Here is a 13627-nt window from a genome sequence, read left to right as displayed (position 1 = left end):
CATGGGAAGGCTCTTCGGAACCTTCGGTGTTCGTGGGATAGCCAACGAGAAGATAACCCCGGAGTTCGCGCTCAAGATGGGCATGGCCTTCGGGACGATGCTCAAGCGCGAGGGAAGGGAAAAACCTCTAGTGGTAGTCGGCAGGGACACGAGGGTGAGCGGTGAGATGCTGAAGAGCGCCCTCATCAGCGGTCTCCTCAGCGTCGGCTGTGACGTCATCGACGTTGGAATCGCGCCGACCCCTGCAATACAGTGGGCCACCAGCCACTTCAAGGCCGACGGAGGAGCGGTTATAACCGCTTCACACAACCCGCCCGAATACAACGGCATAAAGCTCCTTGAACCCAACGGTATGGGCCTCAAGAAGGAGCGCGAAGCGGTCGTGGAGGAGGTCTTCTTTAAGGAGGACTTCGACAGGGCGAAGTGGGACGAAATCGGCGAGGTTCGCGAAGAGGACATCATCAAGCCCTACATCGAGGCGATAAAGAGCAGGGTGGATGTTGAAGCAATCAGGAAAAGACGGCCCTTCGTCGTCGTTGACACATCAAACGGCGCTGGTAGTCTGACTCTGCCCTACTTGCTCAGGGAGCTCGGCTGTAAAGTCGTCAGCGTCAACGCCCACCCGGACGGTCACTTCCCGGCAAGGAACCCCGAGCCAAACGAGGAGAACCTTAAGGACTTCATGAAGATCGTGAAGGCCCTCGGTGCCGACTTCGGCGTTGCCCAGGACGGCGACGCGGACAGGGCAGTTTTCATAGACGAGAACGGACGCTTCATTCAGGGCGACAAGACGTTCGCGCTCGTTGCCGACGCGGTTCTCAGGGAAAACGGTGGTGGGCTGCTCGTGACCACGATAGCGACCTCGAACCTGCTCGATGACATCGCGAAGAGGAACAACGCTAGGGTTATGCGCACGAAGGTTGGAGATTTAATCGTTGCCCGCGCGCTCCTCGAGCACAACGGAACCATCGGCGGCGAGGAGAACGGTGGAGTCATCTTCCCGGACTTCGTCCTCGGGAGAGACGGGGCGATGACCACCGCAAAGATAGTCGAGATTTTCGCGAAGAGCGGAAAGAAGTTCAGCGAGCTGATTGATGAGCTACCGAAGTACTACCAGTTCAAGACGAAGAGGCACGTAGAAGGCGATAGAAAGGCGATCGTGGCAAAGGTAGCGGAGCTTGCAAGGGAGAGGGGTTACGAGATAGACACCACCGACGGGACTAAGATACTCTTCCCGGACGGCTGGGTTCTCGTGAGGGCGAGCGGAACCGAGCCGATAATAAGGGTCTTCAGCGAGGCCAGGAGCGAGGAGAAGGCAAAGGAGTACCTTGAGCTGGGGCTTGAGCTTCTTAGTATCTCCACTCGCGAGGCCTCTGGCTAACTATTCACATTTTTTGCTATTTCCAGTAACGTCTTTGCTTGGAGGTTTTTATCGGCTATCTTGGAGGATAACAAAAGCGCGTTATCAAGATCCCATTTGGATATCCCAATTGCCAGCAATGATATACATTCCTGTTCGCTATCATCGAACGTGATCTCAGTAATTCGCTTGAGGAATTCGTCATATTTCCCAACATCATTTTTGTGCAAGTACCTGAGAATTTTGACGAATCCTTTCATGCCCCACTTACATCCGTAGGTATTCAACATCCTGAGGGAGACGTTGTAAACAGTCTGAGTGTCGCCGTATCTTTCCAGATACGTGTCTATAATCTCGACTGTAGGTGTTGGCTCTGGGTAGCAGCCGCCAATAGGATTACCCTTCTCATCAAATCCGTCGTAGCATACAGTAGAAGCTGGAACACGGCTGAGGTATTCCCTGCAATATTTAAAGCTCTCTTGAGTCATGTTTAGTTCCCAGAGCAAATTGCATAGAGTCAGATTGTCGAAATATGGTTCGATATCCTGAACGGTGAGAATTCCTTGCGAAAATAGATATAAATCGCGCGAATACTCGGCCGACTTCCTATCATCTTTATATCTAAAGTCAATCCTTTTTCTGACAAGCCTCGCAAGGACGGTGTTGTTCTCCTTTTTGAGTAGGATGTAATATCTAAGTGCCTCAAATGTGCTGGAATTTTCGGCAAGGATATTGGTTATGTTATACGCAAGGTCTGTATCTCCCAACCACATTAAATACTCAATCATCCATCCATTCCCGTATCCACAGGTGTTTTCCACCGTGTGTCTTTTTTCAACAATGGTCTTTAATGTGGCGTTGTCGAGGGGCATTTCCTCGATTTCATGATCCCACATAATTTGGAAAAACCATTCTGTCTTTAGAACATCCTCTAACTGCCATCTCCTCCGGGAGGTGTAATTCTCCTTGCTCTTTTCCTTTCTCACCCAGTCGTATTTGTTAAGAACGAGTTCCTTTACCCTCATCGAATAGTCCGTTCTGTTAACAGCTTCGTACATCATCGCAAGCCTTATCCCGCTGAGATACGATCCAGGATACAGCGTGGAAAGACTTTCGTTGAAGATTTTAAGGGCAAGGGAATGATCTCCCCTTTGTACTATGGACTCTTCTATCCTCGATAGCATCTTCTGATAGTTCCACGGAATTTTATCATAAGCGTATCTAAGTAATACCCTAACTTTCATTTTTTGAATTATCTGTTGGGCTAGGAACTCTTCCTCACCAAGCTCAAAGGACTTACTCAGGAGAACCTCACACGCATCTTGGTTCGTGCATCCTTCGGTCTTGAATATTCTGGGACCCAAGTCATCCTTCAACAGCGCATCTTTAACATCCCCTAACTCAAATCCCACAATCAGTGCGGTGTATGGAAGTCTCTTCTGGGCAAGGTCGTATAGAATTCGTCTTTTATCTTCGGGACTTAGATTTTCCAAGGCCTTTCTTATGAGTTCTCTTCCCTCTTCTACGCTCCCTGACAACACAAGCTCGGCTCCAATTTCATACATTAATTTTGGGTCCGTTGCCATTTTTGAAGCATTAACAAGCAACCTACTTTTTGTTGGATTTTGATGGATTTGATTTGATTCATAGAGTCTAAACAGTTCAACGAGTTCGTTGGACCTTGGATGAGGAGGAATAGTTGGAAATTGATCATGTGGAGGTCTGGGTAAACCATGAAGTACGTACGTTAAACCGATGAGAATCACGATGGTAAGCGCCAAGGCACTTTTGCGATTCATTTCAAGCGCCGGGTAATATACGCTAAAGAATTTAAAAAACTAATGTCACTTGAAAAGTGAAGTAAATTCAGAGGTAGCCCCTGTCCTCTTCCTCGGGAGCAGGGGGCATTGTCTGCTCGAGCATCGCCCTCTGCATCTCCTGGACTTTTCTGAGTATCTCCTCGGTCTCCCTGGCGCGCTCCTCCAGTGCAGTCATGTCGACCTCGATGCCGAGTATCTTCGTGACCGCCGTCAGAACGGCCTTCGCTGCCTTGGGGTCAACTATGTAACCGAGGCTCTCGCCGAGCAGGCTTATGCCGTACATCGAGCGGAGCTTGCCGATGCCGAGCAGAAGACCGGCCGCACCGACTATCGCTCCTCCCTCGTCCTCTCTCCAGATCACCTCGACGGAGCAGTCCTTGAGCTTCTCCTTGTAGTAGTCCACGAGCTCCTCGTGGGTTACCGCAGCTAAAACCCTCGGCTCACCCTGGAGCTCCGGCACCTGGTAGCCGCCCATCGTTATTATCTCCCTGACGCCGAGTTCCTGAACGAGGTCGAGCATCTTGCCGACCACCTCATAGTGGCCGGGACTGTCCGTCGGTGGAACCTGCTGGTCACCGGTGATGATAATTAGGTCCCTTCCGTTCTCGTCGGGGTTAACCCAGTAGTAGAACTCGTTTTTCATGAGCTCGACGATTGAGCCCTTCTTTATGATGACCTGGTGCATGAAGTGCGGTGAGTAAAGTTCGGCGAACTTTACCGCGTTGAGCTCCTGGATGAGGTGCTCCGCGGCGAGCTTTCCGACGAGGCCTATGCCGGGGAGGCCCTCTATGAACACCGGGTCCCTCAGCTGGGGCCTCTCAAGGAGGTAGATGGTAGTTTCCTTCATTTTCTCACCTCTATCCCAAGGACTTCCCTCTTCCACCTGCGCCTGTACTCACCGTAGGGGTCTTCCGGCGAGAAGCGCGGTGGGTGGGCTACCTTGGTCTTGGCTCCACAGACCGGGCAGATCTCTTTGAGGGTGTACCTGCCGCAGTTCGGGCACTTCCTTATGCGGAACCTCATGGTTACCTCCTCTTAATCTTCCTTATGCGCTTCTCCTTCCTTATGAGGGTCGCCTCTCCGCCCGCTTCCTTTATGACGCGGAGGATTTCTTCGGCTATGCTCTCGAGAACCTCTTCTGCCTTGTAGTAGTCCGGGGCAGTTATGTCAATCCTGTAACGGGGAGCGCCCTGGTAGGTGAACTTGACGTCTATGTCCTTCTCCTCGTTGGCCCTGTCCCTGGCTCTAATCAGGGCCTCCTTGATTATCTCGATTCCGTTGGGCTTTGGAACGGTTATCTCGAACTCCGCATCAATGGTAACGGTCGGAATCTCGACGTAGGCCTCGATGATTGGCTTGAGCGCATCGAGCCACTCATCTGGAATGAGCCCCTTCAGAACCTCAATTCCGTTCTGGGCGGCGTCCTCGAATGCGGCGTAAACCTCGCCGTACTCTTCTTCGAGCGGAACCCAGACCTCTCTCCAGGCCGTCTCGAAGTCCTTGCCTATCTTTTCAGCGGCCATCTTTAGTAGGTTCTCGGCCTTCTGGGCGCGCTTGTACTCCTGGAGCTTGGCCTTCCTCTGCTGCTGGTTTACCCTCTTGAGGCTCAGGTCTATGTGACCCTTCTCGGGGTCAACGCGAATGACCTTGACGACTACCTTCTGGCCCTCCTTCACGTAGTCCCTGATGTTCTTGACCCAGGTTGGAGCCACCTCGCTTATGTGCATGAAGCCCTCCTTTCCGGGGTACTCATCAAGTATCAGGAACGCTCCGTACGGGTGAATGTTCTTGACGGTGGCGACGACGAACTCACCCTCTTCAGGATACTCTCTGGCCTTCCTTGGCATGAGAATCACCTCTCCTTTTTGTCCCGGGAAGTCTATGGAAAAGACCTTTTTAAGCTTGGTGGAAGTGGAGAAAAGCGAGGCGATTTAAAAGGAAAGATCTCAAGCCGGCTTGGCGCTCTGCTTTATAACCCTAAGAAGCTTTGCCTCCTCAGCGAGAACGCGGAACTTCTCCCTCTTGACCCGCTCAAGCTTGTGGGCAACTTTTTTCTTCTGGCGGGCCATCCTGACGAGCTTGGCCTCCTCAAGGATCAGGTATTCCTTCTGCTTCTTAACAACATCGAGCCTGCGCTTCAGCAACTTTATTCCCGACTCCATACGCTTTCACCTAAAGAACCATAACGGACTTGAGCCTTAAAAGGTTTTCGCTTAATGCCAATATTAAACTCGTCAATAGTCGAAGAGCGTGAGGATAAGGGGAAGGAGAAACGGAACGATAGCGGTCAGGATGAAACCGTGAACAAAAGCGACCAGCGCCACTTCTTTGCCTCCAAACCTTGCCATAATGGGAAGAGTTGTGTCCATCGTCGTCGCTCCCCCAATGACGATGGCCTTCTCCGGGTTGAGTTTTCGAATTGCAAGCGGATATAGCGTTATCGTCAGGATTTCTCTTAGAAGGTTTCCAAGGAAACCGACCGCACCGTAAACGGCAGAGTACTGGGCTATCAACGGGCCTGTCAGCGAGTACCACCCACAGCCAGCCCCTATGGCGAGGCCCCATCTCATCTCTATCCCGAGAACCAGTGCCGCCAGAAGTCCGCCAAGGATTGAGCCCGTCAGCGTTAAAAACGGCAGGAGAAGGGCCTTCCGTCCAACCTTTCTGAGCTCTCCAGTGCTGAAGCTCAAGCCAAGATCCACTCCAATCAGGAATATGAGGGCGTAGAGCATTATCTCGTAGGCGTTCCCGAAGTCTGGAGTGAAGAGGTGCCCCACAAGGATCCCCGCAACAAGCGACGCGAGAACGAGGTAAAGAAACATCACCCGACCACCTCCGCCAAGAAAAGGCTTCCAGCTATCGTCAGAACTGCAAAAACCGCAGAAACGCCGAGGAGCCAGAGACCGTTCACATGAACCTCACCAGTTTTAACTCCGAGGAAAAATATCATAGCGAGCAACGCAACACTCATAGGTGTTTCCATGCTCGGTCGTTTTCCAGCTTTCCTGAGGAAATAACCGAACAAAAGGCCCGCGATAAGGAATACAAAGATCATCATGATCCCCGTTATCCAGCAGCATTTAATAAAACTTTTGTCGAAACGCTGAAAACGTCGCCGTCCAAAAGGCAGATCCTTCTCTGAAACTCGTCGATCAGCCACCTGAAACGACGGGAATGACCTCCACGTAGTCCCCATCCCCAACGGGATCGTCCTCAAGGACCACCTTTCCGTTTACCCTCGCTATCGCGCTCTCCGTGTTGAAGCCAACCTCCCTGAGGACGTCGGCGACTTTCATTCCCCTTTTCCACTCGACTTCTTTTTCAATTCCCCTTCCAAGGACTTTCACCCTGATCATCCGGCTCACCCGCCCTTCCTGCTCTGGAGTGTTTATAAATCCAGTGGCGGTTTCGGATCATGCAAAGGTTTATAAAACGTCCCCTAAAAAACCCAACAGTCTCAGGAGTGGAGTTAATCAGGGGTGATGCTCATGGGAAGGACTGTTAAAGTTGGTTCGGCTGGAAGGTTCGGTCCAAGGTACGGTCTCAAGATCAGAAGGAGAGTAGCCGCCGTTGAAGCCAGGATGAAGCAGAAGCACGTCTGCCCGGTCTGCGGAAGGAAGGCCGTCAGGAGAATCAGTACGGGCATATGGCAGTGCCAGAAGTGCGGGGCAACTTTCGCCGGCGGTGCCTACCTGCCGACCACCCCTGCCGGAAAGGTCGCGAAGCGCGTTGTCGCTTCCAAGGCCTGATTCTCCCATTTTGGGGTGATATTATGGTCAAGGCCATATACCGCTGCGCCAAGTGCGGCCGGGAAGTTGAGCTCGATCTCGAAACGGCGAGGGAAGTCCGCTGCCCGTACTGCGGGAGCAAGATACTCTACAAACCCCGCCCGAGGGTAGCCAGAAGGGTCAAGGCCATCTAAAGCTCGATCTCGAGCTCTGGCTTTTCTAAAATCACTCTCCCGTCCGGAATAAGAGAAATCGAGAGTCCCTCGATTCTAACCCCTGCCCTCTTTGCCTCTCTCAAAAGCCTCGCGAGTTCCGGGTCGCCCTTCTCGTAGGGCCGGAACTTCTCAACCTTTGGCATCGCACCGATGAAAAAGATTATCGCGTCCTTTCCGGCTTTGACGAGCTCAATCAGCTCTCTAACGTGCCTCTGCCCGCGCAAAGTTGGGCAGTCAGGATACATCGCGTATTCACCTTTCTTCCCTCCCCTAAGAACGGCGCTTTTCATCTCGCCGTAGAGCTCTCCACCGGGACACTCGAAGAGGTAGTCGAGGCGAGAATTGCCGAGGCGAACTTCCTTCCGCTTTATCGAGCAGTTCTTCAGCCAGGGGACTAAACCAAGCTCAACCGCCCTTTCAAAGGCCTTCGCCTGGGTTCTCGTGTCCACTATCGCTCCCTTGCCTTCTAAATCCTCGAAGGCAATCAGGACGAAGTCCGTCTTTCCCCCGCTCTTAGGCGTGCAGAAGGCCTTTCGTCCTGGAATCAAGAACTCCTCAAGGCGACCTGTGTTCGTGAGAAGAGCTTTTCTGATTTCGCCGTTCACCTCGACCAGAGCCACGAAGCGGTTTAATCTTTTGACGAACCTGCAGGGAACCACGTTGAGCTTCATTAACACGGGCTTCATGGGGTTAGCTTAACCGAAAGGCGTTTTTAACCTTAGGGGAAGTTCAATGGGTGGTCCAATGATACCAGAGGAGTTCATACGCTACGCCTTCGATGAGAGGGTCGAAGGGGTTCGGAAACTCGCCGAGGGGAAGTTCGGGCCCGAGGCGCTGATTGGTTTCACCAGGCACAACCCCGCGATAATAACCTGCGGGAAAGCCGGACCAAACGGCTCGATAAAGGGGATTGGGTTCATACACAAGCGGGAGTACCTTGGGGAAACCATTGAGAAGCTCAGGGAGGAACTTCGGAGGCCCTACGACCCCAGGAGAGCCCTTAGGTTCCTTCTAAACGAAATCTACGTGAGGGAGAAGATTGACTTCGGCAAGCTTGTTTCCCTGGAGCTGGCGAAGAAGCACACGTGGACCAACATCACCGGCGGGAGCAGGGAGGCGACGGTGCTCTTCTTCACCCCGCCGAGCACCTCCTACGAGGTTCGGTGCGAGGTGGAGGTACATGAGGGGGATGAGGTCTGGGAGTACACGAACGCGGTTCACGACGTCTTCCACAGGCCGAAAAAGCCCCGGGACTGGACTAAAACGCCCGCCTACCTCTTCAAAATCAAGGAAATATACGACAACGGGGAGCGGGCAATGGGAATCAGGATATACCCTTAGCACCTAAACCCTTAAAAGCTCATTACGATGACTGTCTAAACGGTGGTACCGATGGTGGACTTCGAACTGCTGAAGAAGATTATTGAAGCCCCTGGAGTTTCCGGCTACGAGTTCCTCGGCGTTAGAGACGTTGTAATCGAGGCCTTCAAGCCCTACGTTGACGAGATTAGGGTCGACAAGCTCGGAAACGTCATAGCGCACAAGGAAGGAAAGGGCCCGAAGGTCATGCTCGCGGGGCACATGGACCAGATTGGACTCATGGTGACCCACATCGAGAAGAACGGCTTCCTCCGCGTTGCGCCCGTTGGAGGTGTTGACCCGAGAACTCTCATCGCCCAGAGGTTTAAAGTCTGGATTGGCCCGAACGAGTTCATCTACGGCGTCGGTGGAAGCGTTCCACCGCACATTCAGAAACCGGAGCAGAGGAACAAGGCCCCAACCTGGGACCAGATTTTCATAGACATAGGCGCCGAGAGCAAGGAAGAGGCCGAGGAGATGGGTGTAAAGATAGGCACCGTTATCACCTGGGACGGTCGCTTAGAGAGGCTCGGAAAGCACAGGCTCGTCAGCATCGCCCACGACGACAGGATAGCCGTTTACACCCTCGTCGAGGCGGCCAGGCAGTTAAGCGAGACCGACGCAGACGTTTACTTCGTCGCGACCGTTCAGGAGGAGGTCGGCCTTAGGGGCGCGAGGGTTTCGGCGTTCGGCATTGACCCGGATTATGGCTTCGCCCTCGACGTCACCATAGCGGCCGACGTTCCGGGAACTCCGGAGCACAAGCAGATAACCCAGCTCGGAAAGGGCGTCGCGATTAAGATAATGGACCGCTCCGTCATCTGCCACCCGACGATCGTCAGGTGGATGGAGGAGCTGGCTAAGAAGCATGAGATACCCTACCAGTGGGACATCTTAACGGGCGGAGGAACCGATGCTGGAGCCATACACCTGACCAAGAGCGGCGTCCCAACGGGCGGAATAAGCATTCCAGCCAGGTACATCCACTCCAACACGGAAGTTGTTGACGAGCGCGACGTTGATGCAGCCGTTAAGCTCACGGTCAAGGTTCTTGAGGAGATTCCGGAGCTTAAGCTCTAAAGCTCCATAATTTTTCTTACTTTCTTTTCAAGCCTCTCTTTTCAAGAGGACTCAGTCTATGCTACCCGTTCAATCCCGAGTAAAAAGAAAAAGGAATCCGTGGTCGGTGCTCTTAAGATATCTCATTCTCCCTTTGGATCCTGTGCAACAACACCTCAAGCCGCTCAATCAAATCATCACTAACAGGGATCCCTTCCTTTAACCGCACCTCCACCTGATTTATCGCATTCAACAAGTCATCCAAATTCTCCCGCGTGTAAACCTTCAAATCCTCCAAAGCATTCAACAACCCAACCTTATCATTAAGCCGAGCACTCAATACTGCTATCCTAGCAGTCTTCTCAACAGCCTCCCGCCTAAGCATCTTTATTTCCCACATAGATTTGCTCCTTTTGAGACTCCTCTTCGTCTTTTTCAGTTCCTTAAGCTCCCACTCCAACTTTCTAAGAATCTCTAGTGCTGCTAAGAACTCCTCAACACTCTGGTAGCGATCCTCCTTCCTCTTCGCCAAGAGTCTCTCGAAAATACCGTCATACTTCGCCAAGGCCGGGTTTATCTTCGAAGGAGGGAGTGGTTTCACGTTCTCAGCTAGTATCTTGCCTATCACCGCCCCAGGCGAGTAGCCCTCATAAGGTAGCTTCCCGGTCAACAGTTCGTAAAGGATGACTCCAAGCTGGTAAATGTCTGTCCTGTGGTCTGGCGTTCCGTACAAGCTCTCATCAAGCTGTTCTGGTGCAGCATAAAGTGGTGAGTAGCCAGAGTGCGTTGAGAGGGAACTCCTCGCGCTGATCTTTGCCAAACCCCAGTCCGTAATCTTTGGTGTCAAGTCACTTTTCAAGAGCACATTGAGGGGTTTCAAGTCGTTGTGGTAGATCCCCTTGGAGTGTGCATACTTCAGGCCTTCCGCAATACCCCTGATAAGTTGCAGGGCTTTCTTTTCATCTACTGGCTTTGGATACTTGTCTAAGTCTCTGATAGTCTTCCCGTTGAGGTTTACGCCTTCAACGTACTCCATTTCTAGGTATGGGATTGGGAGAATGTCTGCTTTGTAAAGCCTGACAATGTTTGGATGATTAAGGTTGTACCAGGCGGCAATTTCTTTTAAAAAGAGTGAGCTCGTCTTCTCGTCGATGCGCGGGATTTTGATAGCGACAATTTTACCGTCTTTCTTACGTTTGGCTTTAAAGACTTTGGCAAAACCACCCTCTCCAAGGAATTCTAGAGGCTCGTACTTGTCTAAGAGCTCTGGCGGGAAGCTAGGGATAGTTTCTCGGATTGATTCTTGCTTCTGCCCTTTCACGGGAGTTGGAGATTTGGATTTTACAGGGGTTTGAGCTGGTTTTTCTTCTCTTGGTGAAGTGAGTAGTTTGTTTTTCCCGCCTTTGTTCTTTGTTGCAATCTTGCTAATGATAATTAACCCTATCAATACACCTAGTATGAGGCGGAGGCTGAAGCTTAAACCGCCAGAATCTTCTTCCGTTTTAGAAGGAGATGAAGGAAAGAGATCTGAAGAAGATGCTTTAGTTGTAGTGCTTATTGGCCGTGATGTAGTGGAAGATTTTGTTGAGGTTGACGAAGGAGTTGTGGTAGTTGATTGGGATTTTGACTCAGAAGTTGAGCTAGGAGTGGTCGCCGCTTGAGTCGAGGTTGTCATGGTTGTTGTGCTTGAGCTTGGCTGTGGAATAACCGTTAACGAAGCGCTTAAAGTTGTTGCTTTACCCGAAATAATGTTCACACTCTTTGTGTACTCTTCATAACCTTCTTTTTTAATTGTGATAGTGTACTTGCCAGGAGGAAGTTTGTAGTTTTCCAATGGCGTTGTTCCAATGTAAGTCCTGTTAATGTAAACTTCTGCCCCAGAAGGCGCACTATCAACGTTCAAGAAACCATAAGCAGGCGTTAACGTCGCTGAGACTGTTTTAGTTTCTCCTGGTTTGACTTCAACCATTGCAGTATAATTCTCATAACCTTCCTTAGTGAGCTTTAAAGAGTAGTTTCCTGTTAGCAACTCAAGAGTCAAAGGTGTCACACCTTTGTAAGTCCCATTAACGTAGACCTCTGCGCTTTGAGGCTCAGAATTAATAGTCAGGTGGGCATAGTTCGGGGTCAAAGTAACTTTCAGAGTTCTATTCTCGCCTGCCTTGAGAGTTATTGTTGTTGTGTAATTCTGATATCCATACTTGACTAGTTTTACCTTATAAGTCCCTGGCTGAAGCTCATAATTCCCAACAGGCGTGACTCCGATGTAAGTCCCATCGATGTAAACTTCTGCTTCTGAGGGATTGGATTCAACCTTAAGAAGGGCAGGTGCAATTTCTAGGAAGGCATACACCTCAGTAGTACCGCCAGGATACACAACAACTGTCTTTGAGTACTCCTTATACCCCTCTTTGACCAGTGTCACAACATAAGTATCGGGCTCCATCGTTAAAGTTAATGGGGTTACTCCCTTGTATGTTCCGTTAATGTAAACTTTAGCTCCAGAAGGACTTGAGGAGATCTCAAGCGTCCCAGGAGGCTGGGTAAGATTTGCCTCGATTACTTCTACTTCTCCGGGAGCCACTGTTACCGTAGTTTCGTAACCGTTGTAGTTTGCCTTGATAATCTTCACTGTATAGGTTCCAGACTTTGCAACTACTGTAAGTGGTGTGAGACCTTGGTATTCGTTATCAATATACACTTTGGCTCCACCCGGATTTGAAAAAATCTCAAGAATTCCAGCACTCACCACTGTGGTGATAGTGGCAGTAGAACTCCACTCCAAGGCCTCAGAGTCCATTGTCCACGCTTCAGAATCTGATACTTTAGCATTAGAGTCTGTTATCTGAATACTTGGTTCATTAGCAAAACCATTGGAATCTTTTGAAAAACCCACAATTGACCCCCATGAAGGGAGCCTGAGAACCCAAACATCTTTATAGCCAGCGCCGAAGCTTCTCGTATAGCCTGCCACTATAATGTCCCCATTATCCGCAATGGCAACCGCGTAAGCATAATCATAGGAGCTTCCTCCATATGTTTTCTGCCATTTAACGTTCCCATTCTCGTCCAAACTAAGAACCCAAACATCCTCACTACCAGCGCCGAAGCTGTAAGTGTAACCTGCCACTATAATATCACCGTTTGGTGCAATGGCAACCGCGCGAGCCCAATCACTACCGCTCCCGCCATAGGTTTTTTGCCATTTAACGTTCCCATTCTCGTCCAAGCGGAGAACCCAAAAGTCATCACCACCAGCGCCGAAGCCGTAAGTCCTGCCTGCTACAATAATGTCCCCGTTGTCAGCGATGGCAACCGCGTGAGCCTCATCCCAATTGCTCCCGCCGTAGGTTTTTTGCCATTTCACGTTCCCATTCTCATCCAATCTGAGAACCCAAACGTCGTCACCATAACTGCCTGCTACAATAATGTCCCCGTTGTCAGCGATGGCAACCGCGTTACCGCCCACGTCTTTTGTCCAGATCACGTTTCCGTTAGCATCAAGCCGTATCGTGAAAGGAGAACCCGTAACAATAATGTCCCCGTTGTCAGCGATGGCAACCGCGTGAGCCTCATCCCAATTGCTCCCGCCGTAGGTTTTTTGCCATTTCACGTTCCCATTCTCATCCAATCTGAGAACCCAAACGTCATAACCACCAGCGCCGAAGCTTTTAGTGTATCCTACCAATATAATATCACCGTTTGGGGCAATAGCAACCGCACTAGCTCCATCATCGTATTTTCCACCGTAAGTCTTCTGCCACTTTACATTACCATTCTCGTCAAGCCTGAGAACCCAAACGTCTTTCCCTCCAGCACCAAAGCTGTAAGTGTATCCTGCCACTATAACGTCCCCGTTGTCAGCGATGGCAACCGCAGTAGCCCAATCATCATATTTGCCGCCGTAAGTCTTGACCCAGTATGATTGCTCTTCAGCGCTCACTTTTTCAACTGGAATTAACGCCCCAACAAGTAGTAAGAGTATCCAGAAGAAAGTGAGTATTCTCCGCATGGAATTACACCCCAGCTGATAGTTAAGTCGTGACTCTTAATAACAGTTGCGCAGGATGCAACGTCTTTGATGAG

General features: G+C 50.8%; 15 protein-coding genes. 5 read left to right on the top strand and 10 right to left on the bottom strand.

Annotated elements, in window-relative coordinates; genetic code table 11:
- Position 1: 1 nt before the first annotated feature.
- A complete protein-coding gene (gene glmM / locus TGAM_RS04150) occupies positions 2 to 1381 on the top strand; it encodes a phosphoglucosamine mutase (protein WP_048811116.1) in 1380 nt (459 codons plus the stop codon).
- Here glmM and TGAM_RS04145 read toward each other — a convergent pair.
- The 8 genes from TGAM_RS04145 to TGAM_RS04110 all read right to left on the bottom strand — a co-directional run bounded on the left by TGAM_RS04145 (position 1378) and on the right by TGAM_RS04110 (position 6536).
- Positions 1378 to 2925, bottom strand: a complete 1548-nt coding sequence (locus tag TGAM_RS04145; RefSeq protein ID WP_148206263.1) for a hypothetical protein — start codon at positions 2923 to 2925, stop codon at positions 1378 to 1380. The two genes, glmM and TGAM_RS04145, sit on opposite strands and share 4 nt — an antisense overlap.
- A gap of 301 nt (positions 2926 to 3226) precedes the next feature.
- A complete protein-coding gene (locus TGAM_RS04140) occupies positions 3227 to 4027 on the bottom strand; it encodes a proteasome assembly chaperone family protein (protein ID WP_015858430.1) in 801 nt (266 codons plus the stop codon).
- Complete coding sequence (locus tag TGAM_RS04135) at positions 4024 to 4203, bottom strand: RNA-protein complex protein Nop10 (protein ID WP_015858429.1); 180 nt, start codon at positions 4201 to 4203, stop codon at positions 4024 to 4026. The genes TGAM_RS04140 and TGAM_RS04135 overlap by 4 nt, the downstream gene beginning before the upstream one ends.
- 2 nt (positions 4204 to 4205) lie before the next feature.
- A complete protein-coding gene (locus TGAM_RS04130) occupies positions 4206 to 5027 on the bottom strand; it encodes a translation initiation factor IF-2 subunit alpha (protein ID WP_014121321.1) in 822 nt (273 codons plus the stop codon).
- A 99-nt stretch (positions 5028 to 5126) separates the two neighbouring features.
- On the bottom strand, positions 5127 to 5342 hold the full coding sequence (locus TGAM_RS04125) for a hypothetical protein (protein ID WP_015858428.1): 216 nt from the start codon (positions 5340 to 5342) through the stop codon (positions 5127 to 5129).
- 72 nt (positions 5343 to 5414) lie between these two features.
- Complete coding sequence (locus TGAM_RS04120; RefSeq protein ID WP_015858427.1) at positions 5415 to 6005, bottom strand: lysine exporter LysO family protein; 591 nt, start codon at positions 6003 to 6005, stop codon at positions 5415 to 5417.
- Complete coding sequence (locus TGAM_RS04115) at positions 6002 to 6238, bottom strand: hypothetical protein (protein WP_048811115.1); 237 nt, start codon at positions 6236 to 6238, stop codon at positions 6002 to 6004. The genes TGAM_RS04120 and TGAM_RS04115 overlap by 4 nt, the downstream gene beginning before the upstream one ends.
- A 94-nt stretch (positions 6239 to 6332) precedes the next feature.
- Positions 6333 to 6536 carry a MoaD/ThiS family protein gene (locus TGAM_RS04110; RefSeq protein WP_048811114.1) on the bottom strand — a complete coding sequence of 68 codons (204 nt, stop codon included), beginning with the start codon at positions 6534 to 6536 and terminating at the stop codon, positions 6333 to 6335.
- Between the two features lie 132 nt (positions 6537 to 6668).
- Here TGAM_RS04110 and TGAM_RS04105 point away from each other — a divergent pair, with 132 nt between their 5' ends.
- Together TGAM_RS04105 and TGAM_RS04100 are read left to right on the top strand one after the other, a co-directional pair.
- Complete coding sequence (locus TGAM_RS04105) at positions 6669 to 6929, top strand: 50S ribosomal protein L37ae (RefSeq protein ID WP_015858424.1); 261 nt, start codon at positions 6669 to 6671, stop codon at positions 6927 to 6929.
- 23 nt (positions 6930 to 6952) lie between these two features.
- Positions 6953 to 7102, top strand: a complete 150-nt coding sequence (locus tag TGAM_RS04100; RefSeq protein WP_048811113.1) for a DNA-directed RNA polymerase subunit P — start codon at positions 6953 to 6955, stop codon at positions 7100 to 7102.
- Here the strand turns inward: TGAM_RS04100 and sfsA are convergent.
- On the bottom strand, positions 7099 to 7809 hold the full coding sequence (gene sfsA / locus TGAM_RS04095; RefSeq protein WP_015858422.1) for a DNA/RNA nuclease SfsA: 711 nt from the start codon (positions 7807 to 7809) through the stop codon (positions 7099 to 7101). The genes TGAM_RS04100 and sfsA overlap by 4 nt on opposite strands.
- A 46-nt stretch (positions 7810 to 7855) precedes the next feature.
- Here sfsA and TGAM_RS04090 point away from each other — a divergent pair, with 46 nt between their 5' ends.
- Both TGAM_RS04090 and TGAM_RS04085 read left to right on the top strand, forming a co-directional pair.
- Positions 7856 to 8464: a hypothetical protein gene (locus TGAM_RS04090; RefSeq protein WP_015858421.1), complete on the top strand. Its 609-nt coding sequence runs from the start codon at positions 7856 to 7858 to the stop codon at positions 8462 to 8464.
- A 51-nt stretch (positions 8465 to 8515) separates the two neighbouring features.
- Complete coding sequence (locus tag TGAM_RS04085; RefSeq protein WP_015858420.1) at positions 8516 to 9562, top strand: M42 family metallopeptidase; 1047 nt, start codon at positions 8516 to 8518, stop codon at positions 9560 to 9562.
- Positions 9563 to 9674: 112 nt separating this feature from the next.
- On the opposite strand, the gene TGAM_RS11335 is transcribed toward TGAM_RS04085, so the two are convergent.
- The gene (locus TGAM_RS11335; protein ID WP_015858419.1) at positions 9675 to 13553 is read right to left on the bottom strand and encodes a PEGA domain-containing protein; all 3879 of its coding nucleotides are present in this window, start codon (positions 13551 to 13553) and stop codon (positions 9675 to 9677) included.
- Positions 13554 to 13627: the final 74 nt, after the last annotated feature.

It is taken from the genome of Thermococcus gammatolerans EJ3 (genome assembly GCF_000022365.1).
In the GTDB taxonomy this organism is placed as follows: Archaea; Methanobacteriota_B; Thermococci; order Thermococcales; family Thermococcaceae; genus Thermococcus; species Thermococcus gammatolerans.
This window is presented reverse-complemented; position numbering and strand designations above follow the sequence as displayed.

Bases quoted from the DNA above. Each gene is read 5' to 3' on its own strand.
- glmM (WP_048811116.1), top strand. From the start codon at position 2: ATGGGAAGGCTCTTCGGAACCTTCGGTGTTCGTGGGATAGCCAACGAG.
- TGAM_RS04145 (WP_148206263.1), bottom strand. From the start codon at position 2,925: ATGTATGAAATTGGAGCCGAGCTTGTGTTGTCAGGGAGCGTAGAAGAG.
- TGAM_RS04140 (WP_015858430.1), bottom strand. From the start codon at position 4,027: ATGAAGGAAACTACCATCTACCTCCTTGAGAGGCCCCAGCTGAGGGAC.
- TGAM_RS04135 (WP_015858429.1), bottom strand. From the start codon at position 4,203: ATGAGGTTCCGCATAAGGAAGTGCCCGAACTGCGGCAGGTACACCCTC.
- TGAM_RS04130 (WP_014121321.1), bottom strand. From the start codon at position 5,027: ATGCCAAGGAAGGCCAGAGAGTATCCTGAAGAGGGTGAGTTCGTCGTC.
- TGAM_RS04125 (WP_015858428.1), bottom strand. From the start codon at position 5,342: ATGGAGTCGGGAATAAAGTTGCTGAAGCGCAGGCTCGATGTTGTTAAG.
- TGAM_RS04115 (WP_048811115.1), bottom strand. From the start codon at position 6,238: ATGATGATCTTTGTATTCCTTATCGCGGGCCTTTTGTTCGGTTATTTC.
- TGAM_RS04110 (WP_048811114.1), bottom strand. From the start codon at position 6,536: ATGATCAGGGTGAAAGTCCTTGGAAGGGGAATTGAAAAAGAAGTCGAG.
- TGAM_RS04105 (WP_015858424.1), top strand. From the start codon at position 6,669: ATGGGAAGGACTGTTAAAGTTGGTTCGGCTGGAAGGTTCGGTCCAAGG.
- TGAM_RS04100 (WP_048811113.1), top strand. From the start codon at position 6,953: ATGGTCAAGGCCATATACCGCTGCGCCAAGTGCGGCCGGGAAGTTGAG.
- sfsA (WP_015858422.1), bottom strand. From the start codon at position 7,809: ATGAAGCCCGTGTTAATGAAGCTCAACGTGGTTCCCTGCAGGTTCGTC.
- TGAM_RS04090 (WP_015858421.1), top strand. From the start codon at position 7,856: ATGGGTGGTCCAATGATACCAGAGGAGTTCATACGCTACGCCTTCGAT.
- TGAM_RS04085 (WP_015858420.1), top strand. From the start codon at position 8,516: ATGGTGGACTTCGAACTGCTGAAGAAGATTATTGAAGCCCCTGGAGTT.
- TGAM_RS11335 (WP_015858419.1), bottom strand. From the start codon at position 13,553: ATGCGGAGAATACTCACTTTCTTCTGGATACTCTTACTACTTGTTGGG.